Origin of the sequence: Argonema galeatum A003/A1 (genome assembly GCF_023333595.1) — a bacterium.
Lineage (GTDB): Bacteria > Cyanobacteriota > Cyanobacteriia > Cyanobacteriales > Aerosakkonemataceae > Argonema > Argonema galeatum.
The window spans coordinates 12598-32137 of record NZ_JAIQZM010000053.1 but is presented as its reverse complement, the minus strand read 5'-3'; the positions used below and the strand labels follow the sequence as shown (position 1 = coordinate 32137).

Here is a 19540-nt window from a genome sequence, read left to right as displayed (position 1 = left end):
GGGCAGAGGGGCAGAGGGGCAGAGGGGCAGAGGGGCAGAGGAGCAGAGGAGCAGAGGAGCAGAGGGGCAGAGGGGCAGGAAACAGGGAATTTCAGATTTAAAATCTTCAATTCAAAAGTAAAATCTAAAATCTGAAATTCCCTGTTCCCCTAGCGGGTAGAATACATCGTGCAGTCATATGCAGTTAAGTACACGGTGGAGTAGCGGGCTAGAGCTTTAGTTATTATGGATTATCGAGAAGCAGGTGTTGATGTTGAAGCGGGTCGTGCTTTTGTGGAGCAAATCCGCAGCTTGGTGCATCGCACCCATAGACCTGAAGTGATCGGCGGACTGGGTGGCTTCAGCGGTTACTTCCAGTTGCCGGGGGGGTTTAAGGAACCTGTTTTGGTTTCAGGTACAGATGGCGTTGGCACGAAGCTAAAACTGGCTCATGACCTCAACCGTCATAATACAGTTGGGATTGATTTAGTGGCGATGTGTGTGAACGATGTTTTGACATCGGGCGCGGAACCTCTGTTTTTTCTGGACTATTTAGCTACTGGGGAACTCAATCAAGCGGAATTGACTCAGGTGGTTGCCGGTATTTCTGAGGGATGTCAGCTGGCTGGCTGTACGCTGTTGGGAGGCGAGACGGCTGAAATGCCTGGATTTTATCCAGCGGGTGTGTACGATCTAGCTGGGTTTTGTGTAGGCATTGTAGAAAGGAGTCAGCTGCTCGATCGTTCTCAGGTGCAAGTTGGGGATATTGCGATCGGACTAGCTTCTTCTGGTGTCCACAGTAACGGTTTTAGTTTGATTCGCAAAATTGTCGATCGCTATAAATTAAGCTGGACCGATCGTCCTGAATTGTTGGGGGGCCAAAGCTTAGGAGAAGTTTTGCTGACGCCTACTCAAATTTACGTTAAGCCGGTTCTCGCCGCACTCACCGCCGGTCTTCAAATTCATGGTATGGCTCATATAACTGGTGGGGGATTGCCAGAAAATTTACCCCGCTGTCTGGGTGAAGGTCAATCTATCCAGATTGACACTAGCACTTGGCCGCTTCCACCTATTTTTGACTGGATAGCTGCCGCTGGTGAGGTTAGTCCAAATGCCATGTTTAACACTTTCAACATGGGAATTGGATATATGTTGTTGGTGCCACCAGACCAAGCTAGTCAAGCTATCAAATGGTTTGAGTCCCATAATCTGCCCGCTTTTGCGATCGGTCATGCGATCCCAAAAGCGGGTGGCGTCGTCGGCCTACCAGATTAATGATGCTGTTGGCACGATCGCCCCTCTGAAGGTGGTATTGTTGAGCGTCCTTTCGGTACATTTAACTCTGATTTGCTGGCGATCGCGCTGGTGGTAGTAGAGGCGCGACGGATTTTTCTTTATCTAGCTGCAATCCCCTCCAAAATCATCCTCACATCAGCCGGATTTCTTGATATAGCCCGTTGCCAATAACCAAATCCAGCCTGCTGATTAACAGCTTTAATCCACTGATCCAAAAATCCCCATTTAGCTACATCTTGGCGTGTCTGCTGTCCTTTGGTTTCTAATATCAAGAAATCTCCGTTTTTGAGCCGAACTACAAAGTCAGGGCGATATTTGCGAACAACACCATCAAAAATATAGAGAATCTCAAATCCAAGATGGTCATTTTTTACCCAAGCATCAACATTTTCATTTCGATCTAATTCAAAAGCTTCGCTGGCTTCCCATGTACTATCAAAAGTGCTACAATTAATGTGGGATTTTTGGGTGTATTCACAGGGTTTGCCAGTGTACCAAGGACGCATATCGCCTGTAGAACGGATGGGATGTTCGGAATCAAATACAGGCTCAAGTTTTTCCGTATTTTCTAAGTAAATCGCCTGCCAAATATGCTGCACTATCTTTCTCAAATTGAGAGTAATCAGAATCCGTCGCCTAATTTGATCTAAACTAAATAATGGCGGTGTAATTTGAATTAAATCTGAATCGATCACTTCTTCAACTAATCGAATTAATTTAGCTAGTAAATATTCTCTATTACCTTTCCAACCAGGTTTCATCTCCTCAAAAATATCCCTAGCAACCTCAAAGGCAATTTTTTGCATCCTAAATTTCCGACCTAAATCTTCTAAGTCAATTGCCTTAATTTTAGTAACATCTGCTTTGCCATCCACAATCGGTGCTAATTCTGCCAGCGTGCTATTATCAAAGGCATCTAATTCTAAACTATCAACTTGAGTCATATTCAGCTTGAGTTCTGGCTGATAAATGTAATCAATGCGGACAATATTGGGAAACCTAATTTCAAACTGCTGCTTGTCTGGATCTGGTTTAATTTCAGTTTTAGGTGGCGGCGGTGGGGGCGGTGTTCCTTCATCGGATTCGTGGGGAAGAAAGGTAAAGGGAACACCAAAAATATTGACATATTCTGCTTCTAATAAGTTTGTTTCTGGGTTAATGTCGTAAGCAGTTCTCCGTAAACCTCGCCCTACCACTTGTTCGCAGAGAAGTTGGCTAGAAAATGCTCTAATCCCCATAATGTGAGTAACTGTTTTGGCATCCCATCCTTCAGAAAGCATCCCCACTGAGATTACATTTTGAATCTGTTCTCCTGGTTTTCCAATTTGACCAACTGTATCAACCGTTTTTCTTAAATATTCTGCCTGTTCTTTCTTGGAAAGTTTGCGGATAGGTTCATCATCAGAGGTATCATCTTCGCTATCGTCTGATATTTTGTCTTGTATTTCGCTACTTTCTTCTTGGGATTCTGCCATTTTCATCACGTTGGAGTCAATGTGGAGAGTACGTTCTGAAATGCAAAGTTCTTCGATCTGAATTTTGTTACGATCGAAGGCGTATTTAATTCTAGCCGCAGTTTCGGTACGGTTGGCAATAGAAATCATTACGGGGGGAACTTTATTGCCAGATTCTTGCCAATCTTTGGCAGTTTCTAGCCAATCTTTTCCGAGTAAATAGTAGGCATTATTAAGCAAATCGGGGAGAGATTCGTTGGGTTTAGCTTTCCGATTCACATCATCGTTTACTTCTGAATCTCGATAGAGATGGTAGAGACGAGATTTGTAATCTTTTGTGAGTTTGCCATCGTCACGAATTACGACGCGAGGCGTTTTTACTAAACCTGATTCGATCGCATCATTTAAGCCAAAATCACTGACAATCCAGCTAAATAAAGCTTCTTCTGAGCTTTTTTTGCCAGAAGGGGCAAAGGGTGTGGCGGAGAAATCAAAACAGGTTAAAATTTTTCTAGCTTGGTGGATTCTATCGAGTCCACCAACCCATTTTGTCGCCTCGTCTAATTCTTCTTTACTAACACCTTTAACTTTTGATTCAGCAGAAATACGCCATGCGTGATGGGCTTCATCATTAATGACAACAATATTGCGAGAATTTGCCATTTCTCCTAACACTTCGCGCGCGTAAGCTTCATTACTTTTAGCACCGCGTTTATCAACGCCTTTCCTTTTGGCAATTTGCTCATCATTGTCCCAATTCAGGGCGTGCCAATTGCAGATTATAACTTTACCCTGACGGAGTTTGTCGAACAAACCAAGAGGAACAACATTGAAAACTTCGTAGTAGTTATTTTCCGCAGATGGAAGTAGAACTTGCAGGCGACTCTTAACTGTTAGTCCCGGCGCAACAATAAAAATAGCTTTAGAAAAACGGGTATCTTGGGGATAAGTAATTTTATTTAATATTTGCCATGCAATCAGCATTGCCATCACGATAGTTTTACCGGAACCTGTCGCCATTTTCGAGCAAAGACGTTTGAAGTTTCCACCATCTGAAGGAATATCAATGCCAACTTTTTCGGACAGTGGAGATTCAGTTATCCAGATTAAGGTTTCTATGGCTTCTAACTGACAGAAAAAGAAAGGATTATTGCGTTCTTCTCGGTTGTTCCAGTGTTCTAGCAGACGCTTGGTAACGCCTGTAACTCCGGGGTATCCTTGACTACTCCAAGCTTTGACGCGGGGACGGATTTGGTTAACTAAAGGTATTTCAACGAATTTACCGGGATCGTCGAAGGTTTTGGAGTTTTCTGAAGCAATGATATAGCCTGCGGGTCTTCTCCCATCTGTTAGGTTGAATAGGCGAGAAGTGCGATCGTAATGCCAATATTGTTTGGGTTCTTCGTAGGGAGAATTGATGATAAGTTGGTCGATGGTTTTTGATGACATATTCTCCTCTTTTGATTTGCTTAACGCTTTCCCAATTAGCCATAGATTTATTTAGCCGCCATTAAAAATTTGCTGTGCGGTCAAATTCAACTCGCGAAATACCGCTGACTCAATTCTCTCATCTCCCCGAAATAGCTTAATCTGATACTCACCATCTACCAACAGACAAACCGACAAAGTAGGCTGTTTCGGAGAACCAATATAACGAATACCGCCTAAACCTAAATAATCGACAATCCAATATTCAGGAATGCCGAAAGCTTCATAGTCGATCATCTTATGTGCATAATCATCGCGCCAATTTGTGCTAACAACTTCAATCGCGAGAGGAATGGATGAGCCTTGAGTAATTGTTGAGGATTTGGCCCATAAAGGCTCTAGCGCTAAAGAATCACGGTTAACTGCTAAAACATCGGGCAAATAACCCGTTTCTTGTTCGGGAGATTTAACGAGGGCATTCTTGGGGAATCGATAGGGAAGTTGCAGCCGCCGAGTTTCTAGGATTAGTTCTGTCTGCAAAAATTCAACAACTTCTTCATGTTTTCCTGTCGTCTGCATCTCAACAATAACTCCGTTATGTAGTTCATAGCGTCCGTTTTCTGGCTTCCATTCCAGAAAGTCATCGAAAGTCATTAACTTAGATATCGCTTGAATCATGGAAAAAACCTCTATTTTAAGTTAATTTAAAATTAAAAAATCAAATTTATAACTGATCAGCAAAAATTAAATCTATCATCTGATTTTTATTCTTCCGATAAACGAGAAAATCGCTATCTAATGTTAATACACAACTACCGGAAATTAACTCACTCATTCTGACTAAACAAGCATCTGCTAAAGACATCGGTACATTCTGATACCGTTTCATCAATTCTCTAATCGCTTCGCTGTCATCATTCAGTTGAAAAGGAATTGAAATGATTTTTTGACTGATTAAATTCATCACTGCCTCCTCACCTTCATAGACATCTTGCAGTAGAAAACAAGCCTCAGTTATTACCGCTTCACAAGTTAATAAAGGCGGTTCAATCTTTTTCCATTGTTCATTTGTCCAGGGATGTAGTTTTTCTCTTTTATTAATAAATGTCACTAACACCCCTGTATCTAGTAATACGTTTCTTTTCATTTTTTACCCCTGCCTTTTAAATATTCTTTATTTGTCCCTAAATCACCGGGGCCAAAATCTACACATCCCGCCCACTGTTTCGCTGCTTCATAAGCGGAAATTGGTTGTTTTTCCTCTACCTGTTCCTCCTGCTTTTGCGCTTTATATCGCATAAATTCAATAAATTCTAAAACGGCATCCTGTTGTTGTACTGTTAGAGTTTCGATGTTCTCTAAAATCGCATTTTTTTTGTTGATAGCCAGAGTCATAGTTAAATCCTCTTGAAATTAAAACCTTTAACCTATTATAGCACACATCCAGAAACCGAGTTTCTTAGGTTAACCGAATAATCTTCAAGCTTTCAATTCCTCTATCATCCACAATTTTGACAGCAACGCGCTGATACTCTCCCATTTCAAAAGGCAAGGAAACAGTACCCTGATAAGACTCTATTAAATCCTCGTCAATTTCGGCTTTAAGATTGCGGGCTAGACGTGACCAAGCATCTTTTTCCCCTGCCATTGGGAAGAAAACCTGACGGGGGAAGACGCTTCTGCCATCATAATCAATATCTAACATCCATACGGCAATTTTTTCGACGCTGCCCGATTCAATATTTCCGGTTTTGGTATTATAATAATCGAAGCCAAAAACTTCGACTTCCCACTTACCTTGATTTTCCCCTTTATCGATGCGGCGCAATGCAACATCGGGTTGACCCATCAGCCAGAAACTATCGTTACTAGCGCGTTTTTTCTTGAGGTCTTCTGTTAGTAAATCGGCGTTCATTTGTGCTTTCAGAAGTGTGACACCGGGCCAGTTGGTTTCGTCGATGTCTTTGGATGCTTCGGGGTCAAATTGAAAGGCGGCAAAGATGATTAATTTGGGTTTGGGGACTAAAGTTTGGGCTTCTTCAATGGCTTGGGCAACTTGGCGTTGTTCTAGGGGTGCGTGTTCTTGCCCGAAGGAAATCACGACTCGCGTGGGTTTATCATAGGTACCACTAGCTTCTTTTACGGTATTAGCGCCGAGGTCATTAGGTTTGGTTTCGGCATCGGCATGAAGCCAACGAGTGCCTGGTAAAGGTTCGACTCGCGAGAATAAAATGTATTGTCCGTTTTTACCGCGAATCCCTGTTTTTAGCATTTCATCGCGCCATTCTGATTGTCGCAATGTTTCGCCGGAACGGGTGATTGAATTATCAGCAACGGGGGGATTGATAATGTCATCAATGGGTTTTACTGTGGGGGCGGGGACGGCTTCTACGGTGAAGGGGCCGGTGACTCTGGCTTTGGATTTGTCGAGTAAAGGTTGGTCGTAGAGGGTTTCTTGGTCGGCGTATTTATTAATAGCTTGTTCTATTTCTATCCGATTCATGCCTTCCCGAATTTCGGGGTTATTGGCAATAGATTTGAGGGTGATGTGAGGGACTGTTTTATATTTGAAACCACTGCCTACGCCTTCCTCTGGTTTTGCCAGTTGGTAATAGTCAAAGGTGGCGGTCATTAAGCGTTGTTTGGCTAGGGTTATTGCTACCCGCGAGGTATCGCAGGTTATCCATCTGCGTCCCCATTGTTCGGCAACATAGGCAGTTGTGCCGCTACCGCAGGTGATGTCGAGGACTAAATCTCCTGGGTCTGTGGTCATTAATAGGCAGCGTTGAATAACTTTTGTTGCTGTTTGAACTACATAAACTTTAGGATCGGAACGACTTTGAATACTAGCTTGCTCAACCCATACATTACCTATTGCAAATGCAGGAAAATCATCGATAAAACGAACGTATCCAATTGATTTTCCTTCTTTTTCAATTCTTTGACTAATTATCAGCTTTCTCATTCCTTCTTCATTGGTTTTCCAGTATCCATTTTTTGGCTGAATTATTTCACCTTCAAAATAAACAGAAAATAAACTATTTTGCCCTCCACTTTGAGAAGTCAATCCACCAATCCTGTAGAATTTATAATTATTAGGTATTTTACCGTTATGTTTTTGAATAACTTCTTTTACGGATGACTTAGATCCATCTGGCAATAAAACCTTTGTATATTTTGAACTTCCTTCACCACCTAACTCTTTGGACAAAAACAATTGTCTATATTTAACTTGTTTTTTATCCTTGGCATACCAAACAATAAAATCACATACAGTCGATATTAAAGAGCTTGTTTGGCTAGTAGTCGTTACAAAAGTAATCAATGAAATAAAATTATCACTTCCAAAAATTTCATCCATCAATTCCCTAACATGATGCAAATTATCATCCGAAATCTGCACAAAAATACTACCACTTTCCGATAATAACTCCCTCGCCAATAACAATCTATCTCTTAAATAAGTCAAATAAGAATGAATCCCTAACTCCCAAGTATCCCGAAACGCCTTAATCATTTCCGGTTCTTGAGTCAAATCCTCATCTTTCCCATCCTTCACATCCCGCTTATTCACAAACGGCTGAAAATTTGAACCATATTTAATCCCATAAGGAGGATCGAAATACATCATCTGTACTTGTCCCGCCATTCCCTCTTTTTCTAACAGGGAATTCATCACTAACAGCGAGTCTCCAGCAACCAAACGGTTACTCCAATTATGCGGATGCTTGTAAAATTCGATCGCCTGTCGAATAGGCGGATTTTCTTCTGGTATCTCAAACAGAGATAACTGCACACCTTCACTTTGATTTTCCTTGCGAACTGCTTCTATAATAGTGCGAGGATCGATGCGTTCGTGAACGTGCAGCGAAACAGTTGGTACTGCAAAATTAGTATGTTCTGCCTTACCCGCCCAAACTAACTGCGGATCGAGGTGCGGATCGTAGCTATAATTTTTGCGATCGCCATCGGGATCGGTTTCTGGCGTAACCAGTCCGATCGGTGGGTTATTGACTCGTTGCTGGTTTTCGTGCTTGTACTGCTCGATCGGTTTTTGGTCAGGTTTCTTTTGTCTCGCCATCCAACTTTCCCTAGCTTCAAAACCTTGAGTTTACAATTTATTTGACGCTTTTGCCGAAGTTGTTGAGGATTTTTTGCGATCGCACTTTACCCCTTCACCCTCTCACCCTCTCACGCGATCGCCCATAAATCACATCTAACCACACCGGCACAACAAACTTCCCCTCAGCCCAAGCTGGTACTACCTTCTCAACATCGAACTCTATCAGTTTACCCGCGCCTTCCTGCGACTCTTTGACAAAAATTAACCGCTTTGGCTCTCGATCGCTCAAAACCCCCGGATACTGTTCCTTAAGCGTCTTCAGCACTTCCCGCGCCACCTCAAACGTAAAACCGCCCACCCCGAAGCTGCTATCCCTTGCGGATAGGAATGTAGGTGCGCCCCCAGCAATACGGGTGCGGGTTTACCGCAGTGGTGGCCACTGAATCACCTCCGACCAAGGGGGAACCCACCTTATTTTTTTCGTGAACCTAAGCGGGAGTGAAATCCCCAAGAGGTTGACGAATCTTCTGATGTACAGTACATAAAGGCGGTACCCAGATTTGAACTGGGGGATAAAGGTTTTGCAGACCTCTGCCTTACCACTTGGCTATACCGCCGTAACTCAGGAATACCAATATAACAAATTTCCCTCTCCTTGAAAAGCTAGATCCAAACAAATCCCACAATGTAAACAAATGTAACAATAATGCAGTCAAAGCGTTTTAATGTCTTGACAGCGGGCTATCTAATCGATAAGGTGATATACATACCCGGGTAGAACGACTGATGAGTCATATGCAAGATAAACAAAAGGTTACGTTGTATCTTTCACCAGAGCTGCATCGTCAACTCAAGATTCGAGCCGCAATTGACTCAGAGCCGATGTCATCGATTGCCGAACGAGCCATTATCTTCTACCTAACTCACCCAGAAGTGATAGACGAGATAGAGGCATCCTACGGGCAAACGCATCGAGTTTACAGTTGTCCGGAGTGTAAGGGTTCCGTCGTAGTCCAACAGGGAGATTTAGTTTCCCTAAACAAACAGCCAGGTGTACTTGCAGAAGAACTTTCGGTTGAAAAGGTGACAGTACCATCTGGAACCGATCAACAGGGAGAGCAAGAGTTGGTTCCCTGCTAAAGTCGCAAACTAGATAAAAGCAGACAACTCTTTAGGAAAATTCTAGCAAGGTCTGCACCGTCTCCATTCGGTCGATAGTAGGTCGTGGCGAAATGAAAGAAGAACTCAGCGTTCTGATTCAAGCTCAATATCCTCTGATCTACCTCGTGACATCCGAGGAAGAGCGGGCAGAGCAGGCAATAGCGACAATCGCTCAAATGAAACCCCCGCGACGGGTGTTTGTGTGGACGGTGACTCACGGAATGGTCGAGTATGGCCAACCGCGCCACGTTACCCAGCACAATACCGTTTCGCCGGAAGCAGCGATTGAGTGGGTGATGAACCGACAGAAAGACCCTCAGCGAGATTCTAGTATTTTCATCTTCAAGGATCTGCATCCATTTATCGAGTCTCCAGCAACGACGCGATGGTTAAGGGATGCGATCGCCAGCTTCAAAGGCACCCAAAAAACCATCATCCTGATGTCCCCGGTGCAAACCATTCCGATTGAACTGGAGAAGGAAGTTGTAGTTCTGGACTTCGCGCTGCCGGACATGGCAGAGCTCAATCAGGTGTTGACGCAGCATTTAGATCCCAGTCGTGCGCGTAGACTGACGACAGAAGCGCGGGAAAAACTCCTGAGAGCAGCCCTGGGGCTGACGAAGGATGAAGCAGAAAAGGTGTACCGTAAAGCACAGGTCACCAATGGCCGCCTGACCGAATCAGAAGTAGACATCATACTTTCCGAGAAAAAACAGTTAATCCGTCGCAACGGTATTCTGGAATATATTGAGGAAGATGAAACGATTGATTCGATCGGTGGTTTAGAAGAGCTAAAACGATGGCTAAAACAACGCTCCAATGCTTTTACAGAGCGAGCCAGAGAGTATGGTCTGCCTCAGCCAAAGGGGATGCTAATCCTGGGTGTACCCGGTTGCGGCAAGTCCCTGATTGCTAAGACAACTTCCCGCCTTTGGGGTCTGCCACTTTTGCGATTGGACATGGGCCGCGTGTATGACGGCTCAATGGTAGGTCGCTCAGAGGCCAATCTCAGAAATGCTTTAAAAACGGCAGAATCTATTTCCCCAGTGATCTTATTCATTGATGAGTTGGACAAAGCTTTTGCGGGTAGCACTGGCTCAGCCGACTCTGATGGAGGCACTTCCAGCCGCATATTCGGCTCCTTCCTCACATGGATGCAAGAGAAAACCTCACCAGTCTTTGTGATGGCAACAGCAAACCGAGTGGAACGCCTACCTGGGGAATTTTTGAGGAAGGGTCGCTTTGATGAGATTTTCTTTGTAGATTTGCCTACTCCCGAAGAACGCCAGGAGATCTTTAAGATTCACATAGGTAAGCGACGCCGAGATGTAGCTCGCTTCGACCTAGAACAATTAGCTAAAGTCTCCGATGGTTTCTCTGGAGCAGAAATTGAGCAGGGATTAATTGCTTCGATGTACGAAGCCTTTGCTCAAGAACGAGAATTCACCCAGTTGGATATTATTGCCGCAATTAAAGCGACACAGCCGCTGTCTAGAACAATGACAGAACAGGTAACGGCCTTGCGAGATTGGGCCAGACAGCGTGCTAGACCAGCTGCATCCTCCGTCGCAGAATATCAGCGAATGGAGTTTTAAAAGCTTTCTCCTGCTCCCAACAGGAGGAAAGGCTAGCAAAAGCTAGCGGGTTAAGAGAATGCCGCGCTCTCTCATACGCGGCTCGATCGTCACAAAAACGTTGTCGTTTGTTTGTAACTTCTCTAGGAGGAAATCCGAATGTCTCACTTTAGCACACTGCGTACCAAAATCACCGAATCCGAAATCCTCAAGGCTTCTCTGCGTGACCTGGGCATTAGCGTCAAGAGCAATGCCGATGTTCGTGGATACAACGGCCAACGAGTTCGGGCTGACTTGGTTGCAGTTCTGGAAGGCGAATACGATTTGGGCTGGTCTCGCAACAGCGATGGGTCTTTCGACCTGATTGCTGACCTGTGGGGTGTCGCTAAGAAGCACAACCAAACCGAGCTGATCAATTCCATCAATCAGAAGTACGCGGTTAACAAGACTCTGGCTGAAGTGAAGCAGCGCGGTTTGCAAAACGCCAACGTTAAGTTGGTAGTGCAAAAATAATTGCTCTGTTGCGTTCCCAAGCTCACGGGTTAATCGACAGGAGGTTAGCCCGTTTCTCTTCCACTTCTAGTCAGCCCCTTTTCACTAAAGGGAAATAATGAACCAAAAATCTTCTACCCTGTTAGAAAACAAAAAAGGCCAGCTTAAAAAGCTGGCCTTTCTCATTATGCTATAGCAGCAACAGCTTGAGGCCAGCGTTGCATTGCTTTTCCAATTACGGCCATTTCTTGCATCAAACGATCGAACCGTTCGGGTGTGAGAGATTGAGGGCCATCAGACAACGCTTTGGCTGGGTTGGGATGAACTTCAATCATTAGGGAGTCTGCACCAGCTGCGATCGAAGCCATTGCCATTGCGGGAACGTATTCGGCGCGTCCGGTGCCGTGGCTGGGGTCGATCATAATAGGTAGGTGGGAGAGACTCCGCAAGACGGGCACAGCCGATAAATCGAGCGTATTGCGTGCGTACTGGCGATCGAACGTGCGAATGCCTCGTTCGCAAAGAATCACATTCGGGTTGCCAGCAGCCAGAATATACTCAGCCGCCATCAACCAATCTTCGATCGTCGCCGCCATCCCCCGCTTCAGAAGTACCGGCTTTTCCTGCGCCCCCACTTTCTTGAGCAGAGAGAAATTCTGCATATTGCGGGCCCCAATTTGGATTACGTCTGCATACTCTCCCAGTACTTCCAAATCGGCAGCATCCATCAATTCTGTAATAATCCCCAAACCTGTCGCTTCACGCGCTGCCGCAAGCAATTCCAACGCACTCTCACCGTGACCTTGGAAGGCGTATGGGGAAGTACGAGGCTTATAGGCACCGCCACGCAGGAACTGCGCCCCAGCTGCCTTTACCCGCCGCGCTGTCTCCACAATCATCTGCTCATTCTCAACGGAACAAGGCCCAGCAACGACTACCAGAGGATGGTGCAAACCAAAGGAAACAGGCCCGTTGGGAGTAGGAACTACTACTTCCGAAGCTTCGCCGTGGCGGTACTCCAGGCTAGCTCTTTTAAACGGCTGTTCCACCCGCAGAACTTGCTCGATCCAGGGGCTAATTTCCTGCATTTGCAGCGGGTCTAAGTGAGCCGTATCGCCGACTACACCAATCACCACTTTATGCTTACCAACAATTTTTTCTGGCGTCAGTCCCCAGGTGCGGAGTTCTTCGGTAAGACGGGTAATCTCGACTTCTGGGGAGCCGATTTTCATGACCACGATCATATTCAAAATCCTTTGTTAAGTTCTTTGGGTGCAGAATGGCTAAAAGCTAACCTATAGGTTCTCATATCAGCCTGGATGGAGCCAACGTGCGTCTTGCACTTTTGGCATAGGCAATATGCCTAGCGTCATTGTGGCACCAGGAATATTAATTTTTTTGCTTACTCGATCGCCAAGCTGCCGTCATCCGCCCCCAGTTGGTGGTAAATTGTTCCCACCCTAATTTGCTCCCTGATGTTTCTTCATCCCAGGATGCAGAGAGGACGCCATAGGTCAATCCTAAAGCACCCAGACCGAAAAAGCCGATGCTAACCAAGACAACTACCGGGTTGGGAAGGTTAAACCAGGCATGACTAACTACGAAGTAGCTGATAATAAACGTGGCAATTCCCAAAAAAGTGGGAATACCAGAGAAAAGTGCCATCCGCGAGATCATGCGCTGGCTGACCGCTTCTGGAATGGCCATTGCTTCTTTGGAAACCGATCGCGGTTTATTATCCTTTTTATCCGCAACGGACGTTACGGGTTGGTTTTTAGCTGGCTTTTTGGCATTTTTTTTGGGTTCAAAGGGTAAGCGTTCCTTAGCTTGAGAAGACTCCTTTGGAGTGTTGTCAGCTTTGCTTTTGGGTTGAGGTTCCGAAGCCATAACCTTTAACCGCGAATGCCAAGGCGACCGATCAACCCTTGATAGCGCTCTGGATTTTCCTTAGAAACAAAGGACAGCAGGCGCTTGCGTTGACCAATCAGCTTCAACAAACCCCGGCGGGAAGCGTGGTCTTTGTGATTGGCTTTGAGGTGTTCGCTCAGGCGGTTAATGCGTTCCGTCAGTACGGCAATTTGCACATCTGCCGAACCAGTATCTGTCTCATGGATTTGATACTGGTCAATGATCTCGTGCTTTCGCTCTTGCGTAAGGGTCATAGTTTCAGTGTGTGTACGTTAATTCAGCAGCTTTTTATCATACCATAGCCGACTCGGAGTATGTGTTGGGGTCGATCGCATCTACCAATTCAATCGGTTCCCCAGACCAAACTTTCAGAGTTGTGAGACTTGATAGCAAAGTGCAAGGTCAGCCGTAAAAACACAGTCGCTTCCTTCCGGGGAATAGCTCTATACTGTCCTAACATAAATGACTGTGGCTGTAATACAAAAAGTCCCTAAACTCTAACTTTAGGGACTTTTACGCTGAACAAATATTAATAAGTAACTCGAATCAGTTGCTCTTAAGCTGCTTTCTGAGCGGTTTTAGCGAGGACGGGTTTTCGTGTTTTTAGATTAAACCGATATCCATCTGGAAGAATATGCAGCTTGGCTCCGCAAATTGCCAAAGCCTCATCCTTCAAGAGTTCGTCCACATTGATATGGATAATCTCTGCTACATCGACAACGGTGACAGCGCCCGATCCCACCACTTGAAACTCGTTGCCCTGCACTACAACAGCTGTATCTTCATCAATACCGAATCCCAAAACGGCTGGCTGCTGTGCCAATGCTGAAAGTAAACGTCCCAAACGTCCGCGCTGTGAGAAATGCTGATCGATTACTATCCCCGGCAGGTAGCCCATACCTGGCCCCATTTCCACAGCGTCAACGCGGGGATGCGTTTCCGAGTCTCCTTCAACGATCATTACGTCTGGCATCACAGCTGCTCCCGCACTGGTGCCTCCCACTACAATTCCTTCTGAAAACCGTTTGTGAATAGCTGTATCGAGTTCGGTGTCCTTAATAATACTGGTGATCCGAGCTTGGTTTCCTCCGGTAAAAAATACGCCAGTGGCATTGTTAATAGCTTCTAGGGCAGTGGATGAACTTGCATCTTCACGAGTTACGGTGTCAAGGATGCGAACTTGTTCGGCTCCCAACCGCTCAAATACTTTGATATAGTCTTCTCCCACTTCTCTGGGTAGTTCGGTTGCGGCTGTCATCACAACAATTCGGGCTTTGGTGCCTCCGGCGCGTCGCACGAATTCCCGAAGCACCTTGCTTTCTCCCTCTTTCTGTTCCGCTCCACCAATAATGACCAACTGCCCACTGTTCTCACTCAGCGCCATATTAACTCCAGTCTTTAGTTAATGTAATTTCAATAAAACATACCAATCCACACCCATAAAACATCGAAATGGTAGATATTTATACAGAAAGTTAATTGTTTTTATGGTAATCCTTATAGCCCCTAGCCCCTAGCCCCCAATCCCTTCTTTACTTTTGACTTTTGACTTTTGACTTTTGACTTTTGACTTTTGACTTTTCTAGCCCCTAGCTATATATCTGCCGCCAAGCGATCGCGATTCCTGGTGGGTAAAACTACAGCAGGAATAGCGGCGCACCCTTAATCAGGTCGCCGACAAAGCGCGTAAAACCGCTCTTACCGTGCAAATTCGCCCGTTATGGGGCTACTATGCCGATATGCGGTCTTGGTCAAAAGACGACCTGGAACTGGATATCGGCAGTAAACCGGGGGAAGTGTTAGCTTGTCTGCGGGTTTATGCCAAAATCAACGAAGAAGTATTGCCCGGTCGCGTACTATTTCGCTCTTTCAATCAGCCTGCATAATCAACTTGCGTAACAAAGAACGTGCTTTTTCTAAGGGAAAATGCTTGGGTTTACCCTTGCACACAAGCTGGTACTCGTTGCCATCAGGCCCGTCGCCGTAGCCAGAAATAAGTTTCCGGTGAAAAGCTTCTTAGGCCAGTTCTCGAACTTGATCTCTGAGGTCAGCTTTGGTAATAGTCATCTGCTGCTCTCTCCTCAATGCTTTCTTAAATTTTCAAATAGTATTGGTCTTGGCTGTACCTGTCGAAAGTTATATTTTTGAGATAAAAAATCTGTCTTTATAGTTAATTTACCAGAAGAAGACACATCAGTAAGAAAGAGGGAAGCAGAAGCGCGATCGCCTCGAAAATGTATACAGGCTTTTTGCCCTCAAATAAATTAAAAACGCCCTTCGATAGATGAAAAATCCATGCAATAAAGTTAATTTAACAAAGTTACAAGGGTGTTTAGCCAAGTGGAGATAATCAATGGTTCAACAACAACTCATCGATACAGTGCGCGTTAATGCCAGAAAAACCGACGCCTTCGATATATTCAACCTCAAGCATTACATTGGCCCGAACCCATATTTGGAAACGGGGGCGCTAGTATTTGATTTCGCCCTCACCGGGCATTTGTCGCCTCGGCCCATCGAGGAATATATCTCGGCTATTAGCGATCGCTATCCGCACCTGCGCGATGAAACATCCGAATCATACGGCCATCTATTTGCCCGAACAGTATCGGAAGTGGGAAAACTCGACATGGGTTTGCACCTCAACCGCTTGAATTTGAAACAACATCCCAATTATTTCACAATAGCCGCTCAATCAGTTCATTTCCGTACCAGCCGAGCAGTAGTTTATTGCGTTTGGGACTGGTTTGAAGCTATTACTCAAGACGAAGATTTTGAATTAGACGATCGCATCAGCAGGCTTCAAGACACATTCCGATACAGCGTTTATGGTGGCCCGACAGTCTACGCCTTATTACGCACAGCCCAAGAGAAAAAAATTCCCGCCTTTTATTTGTGGGACGAAGGGTTAATGCAGTACGGATATGGAAAAAAACTAATTCGCGGCGTAGCAACAACATTTGATTGCGATAGCCATCTAGATTCCGATTTTACCACCCGCAAAGATGACTGCAAAGCTTTTTTGACTACGCTGGGCTTCCCGGTGCCAAAAGGTAATGTTGTTGTCTCCCTTGGCGAAGCCAAAGCCGTAGCAGAAAGAATTGGCTACCCGGTGGCAGTCAAACCTGTAGCGGGTCACAAAGGCATCGGAGTGACAGCTGATGTGCAAAACTCGCAAGAATTAGAATTTGCCTTTAGCAGGGCACTCAAAGGCATTCCAGAAGAACAAGCGATCGCAATAATTGTTGAGAAAAGCATCAAGGGGGCAGATTTTCGCCTGCTATGCGTCAACGGCAGATTTGTTGCCGCTACCGAACGCCGTCCCGCATCAGTTACTGGTGACAATTATTCAACCATTGCTGAATTAATCAAGCGGGAAAATCGCAAACCCGCACGTTTGGACACACCAACCTCTGCCATGAGTAAGATTCAGTCCGACGACGCAATGGAAATGTTCTTATCCGAACAAGGCTTATCATTGAACAGCGTAATTGAAACAGGACGCATCGTTTATCTTCGCAAAGTTGCCAATCTCTCAGCGGGAGGTTTGAGCATAGATGCAACGCCCACTGTTCACCCAGACAATATCATTTTGGCGCAAGACATTGCACAGCATTTTCGACTCACTTGCCTGGGTATCGACGCGATTTCTCCAACTCTCTCTCAATCTTGGAAATCCGGCAACTTTGGCATTCTCGAAATAAATGCCGCACCGGGCATTTTTATGCACCTTAACCCCGCTGTTGGTGAAAGCGTTGATGTGCCGTCGCATATTCTAGAAACCTTCTTTAAGTCTGGGGCAGATGCGAGAATACCAACGATCGCCTTCAACCGAATTTCAGTTCAGGAACTTCAAGAAACTATTGACCATATTCTTCTACAACAACCCGATTGGACTATAGGTGCTGTTTGTCGTCAAGCAGTCTTCGTCAACCGTTCGGAGAAGATTTTGAATAAAGATTACAACACAAATATTCAAAATTTGTTACGCAATCCCAAGCTGGATTTGCTGATTGCCGAGTATCCAGAAGATGTGCTGGAGAGGGATGGAATGTTTTACCAAGGCAACAACATCGTAGTCCTGGATAATCCTACCGAAACCGAAATGGTGCTGACGCGGGATCTCCTCGAAGATTCAACCGTAGTTGTTAAGGAAGGAAATAACATCTCAATCCGGCATAAGGGTTTGATAGAACAGTATACCCTTGGAGAAAGCGAACCATTTACGCGGGTTTATCTGAAAGAAATCGGAACGATACTGTAATACCAAATTCGTGTTTCTTACCCGTTTAATTTTTGGCCTAAACATTGTAAAGACGTTTCATGAAACGTCTCTATAGCCGCTCGACATAAAGGGGTAATCGTTGCGGATTTGGTATAAGCCTGTCTATATGAAGGTGATTGGAAAAATTCTGTAATATCAAAAACCCGGTTTCTTAAAGAAACCGGGTTTTTCAGAATTATTGCCAGACAAATACCTTTGCTTCGTACTCCGCCAGGTCAATCATTATTTGACCGCTTCCAGATTCGACATCGTGATCGTAAGTCCATTCGTGCCATGTGCCATCCGAAGGGAAGTTAGGAACAGTGTAACCAGCTAAATAATTGTCGGAAAAATTAGCGACGACGACAACACGAGAACCTTCATCATTCCAGCGGGTGTATGCTAATACCTTGGCCTCTTCATTCTCATGGAAAAAGTCAATGTTTTCAGTGTAAAGAGCTTGATTGTTTTTACGCAGATTAATCAAGCCTTTGTAGTATTCAAATAGGCCGCGATTTAGGTCATTGCTTAGCAGCGCCCACTCAATTTTTGTTGGATCGATTGTTTTAGGTTTGTACTCGCCAAACTCTTGTCCCATCCAAAGCATTGGTACACCGACAGATGTCATCAGTATGGCCGCTCCCAACTTGGCACGCTTAAAAGCTTCGCCATCAAAAATGGTGCGATTTGCTAATTCCACCATGACGCGATTTTGGTCGTGGTTGGTCAGGTAATTGATAACATTAGTGGCACCCATAAAACCTTGACGCTTGCAATCGATCGCATCTTTGAGGCGCTCTAAATCAAACGTATCCCCGCAGATGTGTTCGATCATGCAGAAACGGTAACTGTCGTGCCAGCAACCATCCATCGGCCCATCAAAATTGGTGATACTGGTGGTTTCGGGGATGTGTTCGGCAATGTTGTAAAACGGCTTTAGCCCTGCCGTTTTTTTGGCTTCTTCCACAATCCAGTGCATGAAGTCGTAGTTGGCCATTTGCCGCGCGGCGTCGAAGCGAATGCCATCAATGTGATATTCCTGAACCCAAAAACGCACGGTTTCGCCGATAAATTTCCACGCAGGGTTTACTTCTAGCTTTTCGTCGTAATGTTCGTAATTAAACTCTGGCCCCCAGTTATTATCAGGGTCGCGGGGAGAGTGGTGATACCAATAATCGTGGTCAATTTGGGTGAGAGGACAAGATGCTTCCGAGTGATTAAAAATCCCGTCCATGATGATGCGAATTCCACGGGCATGACACTCGTCAATCATATGCTTTAATTCGTCTGTTGTGCCGTAACTTGTTTCCGTGGCAAAGAAATAACGCGGGTTATAACCCCAGCTATAATCGCCCGGATATTCTTTTACAGGCATCAATTCAATTGCGTTAATGCCAAGTTCGGACAGATAATCTAACTTTTCAACAACGTGCTTGTATTGACCGCGAACGTAGCGATCGGGTTCGCCGCCGGAGAAGTCGGCAACGTGAAGTTCGTAGATAACTAATTCGCGATCGGCAGGTAGCGGCTTGTCGTCATGTTTCCAAACATATGTATCGACAATTTTTTCGCCGTCTTTGATTGTTACGATGCCGACTCCTTTGCTCTCATCAACATTTGTTACATAAGGATCGATGATGTCTACCCATTCATCTGGTTCTTTAAACCAACTTTTAGATTGAACGCGGAGTTTATATTCATAAATTCCATCTTCCAGTTCAACCTTGGTACGGAAATAACCATCCTTGCCTTTTTCCATTGGGATGTCTTTCCAATCGGAAAAAGACCCAATTAAAGCAGCTCCTTTGTTATAGGGTGCAAATAAAGTAAATTCAATGGAACTTGTTTTATGAGGTTTCTTGCTTGCCATAGAATTTTTTTGGTAAGAAAACGCCGACAAACGTATTCTCCACTGCTTAGC

The 19540-nt window shown here is 45.0% G+C and carries 18 protein-coding genes and 1 tRNA gene; 7 read left to right on the top strand and 12 right to left on the bottom strand.

Going from position 1 to position 19540, the window contains the following annotated elements; genetic code table 11:
* Positions 1–225 precede the first annotated feature (225 nt).
* Positions 226–1254, top strand: coding sequence for a phosphoribosylformylglycinamidine cyclo-ligase (purM, locus tag LAY41_RS29940; RefSeq protein WP_249106074.1), 1029 nt, complete (start codon positions 226–228; stop codon positions 1252–1254).
* A 119-nt stretch (positions 1255–1373) separates the two neighbouring features.
* On the opposite strand, the gene LAY41_RS29935 is transcribed toward purM, so the two are convergent.
* The 7 genes from LAY41_RS29935 to LAY41_RS29905 all read right to left on the bottom strand — a co-directional run bounded on the left by LAY41_RS29935 (position 1374) and on the right by LAY41_RS29905 (position 8837).
* Positions 1374–4178 carry a BPTD_3080 family restriction endonuclease gene (locus tag LAY41_RS29935; RefSeq protein WP_249106072.1) on the bottom strand — a complete coding sequence of 935 codons (2805 nt, stop codon included), beginning with the start codon at positions 4176–4178 and terminating at the stop codon, positions 1374–1376.
* Between the two features lie 51 nt (positions 4179–4229).
* Positions 4230–4835 (bottom strand): Uma2 family endonuclease, encoded by a 606-nt coding sequence (locus tag LAY41_RS29930; RefSeq protein WP_249106068.1) that lies wholly within the window; start codon positions 4833–4835, stop codon positions 4230–4232.
* A 46-nt stretch (positions 4836–4881) separates the two neighbouring features.
* On the bottom strand, positions 4882–5304 hold the full coding sequence (locus tag LAY41_RS29925) for a type II toxin-antitoxin system VapC family toxin (protein WP_249106065.1): 423 nt from the start codon (positions 5302–5304) through the stop codon (positions 4882–4884).
* The gene (locus tag LAY41_RS29920; protein ID WP_249106063.1) at positions 5301–5552 is read right to left on the bottom strand and encodes a hypothetical protein; all 252 of its coding nucleotides are present in this window, start codon (positions 5550–5552) and stop codon (positions 5301–5303) included. Before LAY41_RS29920 ends, LAY41_RS29925 begins: the two co-directional genes overlap by 4 nt.
* A gap of 64 nt (positions 5553–5616) precedes the next feature.
* Entirely contained in the window at positions 5617–8238 is a 2622-nt protein-coding gene (locus LAY41_RS29915) for a site-specific DNA-methyltransferase (RefSeq protein WP_249106060.1), read from the bottom strand.
* A 94-nt stretch (positions 8239–8332) separates the two neighbouring features.
* Positions 8333–8578 (bottom strand): hypothetical protein, encoded by a 246-nt coding sequence (locus LAY41_RS29910; RefSeq protein WP_249106057.1) that lies wholly within the window; start codon positions 8576–8578, stop codon positions 8333–8335.
* A gap of 187 nt (positions 8579–8765) precedes the next feature.
* Positions 8766–8837, bottom strand: a tRNA-Cys gene (locus tag LAY41_RS29905).
* Positions 8838–9015: 178 nt separating this feature from the next.
* On the opposite strand from LAY41_RS29905, the gene LAY41_RS29900 reads away from it, so the two are divergent.
* From LAY41_RS29900 to LAY41_RS29890, 3 genes are all read left to right on the top strand, one after another.
* Positions 9016–9360, top strand: coding sequence for a slr0373 family blue light stress response protein (locus tag LAY41_RS29900; RefSeq protein ID WP_249106076.1), 345 nt, complete (start codon positions 9016–9018; stop codon positions 9358–9360).
* A 92-nt stretch (positions 9361–9452) separates the two neighbouring features.
* Complete coding sequence (gene ycf46 / locus LAY41_RS29895) at positions 9453–10976, top strand: stress-responsive protein Ycf46 (protein ID WP_249066453.1); 1524 nt, start codon at positions 9453–9455, stop codon at positions 10974–10976.
* A gap of 138 nt (positions 10977–11114) precedes the next feature.
* On the top strand, positions 11115–11468 hold the full coding sequence (locus LAY41_RS29890) for a DUF1257 domain-containing protein (protein ID WP_249066454.1): 354 nt from the start codon (positions 11115–11117) through the stop codon (positions 11466–11468).
* 164 nt (positions 11469–11632) lie between these two features.
* Here the strand turns inward: LAY41_RS29890 and aroF are convergent, their stop codons facing one another.
* From aroF to rpsO, 3 genes are all read right to left on the bottom strand, one after another.
* Positions 11633–12691 (bottom strand): 3-deoxy-7-phosphoheptulonate synthase, encoded by a 1059-nt coding sequence (gene aroF, locus LAY41_RS29885; RefSeq protein ID WP_249106054.1) that lies wholly within the window; start codon positions 12689–12691, stop codon positions 11633–11635.
* Positions 12692–12836: 145 nt separating this feature from the next.
* Positions 12837–13334 (bottom strand): PAM68 family protein, encoded by a 498-nt coding sequence (locus LAY41_RS29880; protein WP_249106051.1) that lies wholly within the window; start codon positions 13332–13334, stop codon positions 12837–12839.
* Positions 13335–13339: 5 nt separating this feature from the next.
* A complete protein-coding gene (rpsO, locus tag LAY41_RS29875; RefSeq protein WP_249066457.1) occupies positions 13340–13609 on the bottom strand; it encodes a 30S ribosomal protein S15 in 270 nt (89 codons plus the stop codon).
* An 11-nt stretch (positions 13610–13620) separates the two neighbouring features.
* Between rpsO and LAY41_RS29870 the strand changes: the two genes are divergently transcribed.
* Entirely contained in the window at positions 13621–13767 is a 147-nt protein-coding gene (locus LAY41_RS29870) for a hypothetical protein (RefSeq protein ID WP_249106047.1), read from the top strand.
* Positions 13768–13911: 144 nt separating this feature from the next.
* Here the strand turns inward: LAY41_RS29870 and LAY41_RS29865 are convergent, their stop codons facing one another.
* A complete protein-coding gene (locus tag LAY41_RS29865) occupies positions 13912–14739 on the bottom strand; it encodes a cyanophycinase (RefSeq protein WP_249106045.1) in 828 nt (275 codons plus the stop codon).
* Positions 14740–15058: 319 nt separating this feature from the next.
* On the opposite strand from LAY41_RS29865, the gene LAY41_RS29860 reads away from it, so the two are divergent.
* Both LAY41_RS29860 and LAY41_RS29855 read left to right on the top strand, forming a co-directional pair.
* A complete protein-coding gene (locus LAY41_RS29860; RefSeq protein WP_249106042.1) occupies positions 15059–15241 on the top strand; it encodes a hypothetical protein in 183 nt (60 codons plus the stop codon).
* Positions 15242–15708: 467 nt separating this feature from the next.
* Complete coding sequence (locus LAY41_RS29855; protein ID WP_249106038.1) at positions 15709–17619, top strand: ATP-binding protein; 1911 nt, start codon at positions 15709–15711, stop codon at positions 17617–17619.
* 196 nt (positions 17620–17815) lie between these two features.
* Here LAY41_RS29855 and LAY41_RS29850 read toward each other — a convergent pair whose 3' ends face one another.
* The gene (locus LAY41_RS29850) at positions 17816–19489 is read right to left on the bottom strand and encodes an alpha-amylase family glycosyl hydrolase (RefSeq protein WP_249106035.1); all 1674 of its coding nucleotides are present in this window, start codon (positions 19487–19489) and stop codon (positions 17816–17818) included.
* Between the last annotated feature and the right edge of the window lie 51 nt (positions 19490–19540).

Coding starts and splice junctions, on each gene's coding strand:
- purM (WP_249106074.1), top strand. CDS start 226: ATGGATTATCGAGAAGCAGGTGTTGATGTTGAAGCGGGTCGTGCTTTT.
- LAY41_RS29935 (WP_249106072.1), bottom strand. CDS start 4,178: ATGTCATCAAAAACCATCGACCAACTTATCATCAATTCTCCCTACGAA.
- LAY41_RS29930 (WP_249106068.1), bottom strand. CDS start 4,835: ATGATTCAAGCGATATCTAAGTTAATGACTTTCGATGACTTTCTGGAA.
- LAY41_RS29925 (WP_249106065.1), bottom strand. CDS start 5,304: ATGAAAAGAAACGTATTACTAGATACAGGGGTGTTAGTGACATTTATT.
- LAY41_RS29920 (WP_249106063.1), bottom strand. CDS start 5,552: ATGACTCTGGCTATCAACAAAAAAAATGCGATTTTAGAGAACATCGAA.
- LAY41_RS29915 (WP_249106060.1), bottom strand. CDS start 8,238: ATGGCGAGACAAAAGAAACCTGACCAAAAACCGATCGAGCAGTACAAG.
- LAY41_RS29900 (WP_249106076.1), top strand. CDS start 9,016: ATGCAAGATAAACAAAAGGTTACGTTGTATCTTTCACCAGAGCTGCAT.
- ycf46 (WP_249066453.1), top strand. CDS start 9,453: ATGAAAGAAGAACTCAGCGTTCTGATTCAAGCTCAATATCCTCTGATC.
- LAY41_RS29890 (WP_249066454.1), top strand. CDS start 11,115: ATGTCTCACTTTAGCACACTGCGTACCAAAATCACCGAATCCGAAATC.
- aroF (WP_249106054.1), bottom strand. CDS start 12,691: ATGATCGTGGTCATGAAAATCGGCTCCCCAGAAGTCGAGATTACCCGT.
- LAY41_RS29880 (WP_249106051.1), bottom strand. CDS start 13,334: ATGGCTTCGGAACCTCAACCCAAAAGCAAAGCTGACAACACTCCAAAG.
- rpsO (WP_249066457.1), bottom strand. CDS start 13,609: ATGACCCTTACGCAAGAGCGAAAGCACGAGATCATTGACCAGTATCAA.
- LAY41_RS29865 (WP_249106045.1), bottom strand. CDS start 14,739: ATGGCGCTGAGTGAGAACAGTGGGCAGTTGGTCATTATTGGTGGAGCG.
- LAY41_RS29855 (WP_249106038.1), top strand. CDS start 15,709: ATGGTTCAACAACAACTCATCGATACAGTGCGCGTTAATGCCAGAAAA.
- LAY41_RS29850 (WP_249106035.1), bottom strand. CDS start 19,489: ATGGCAAGCAAGAAACCTCATAAAACAAGTTCCATTGAATTTACTTTA.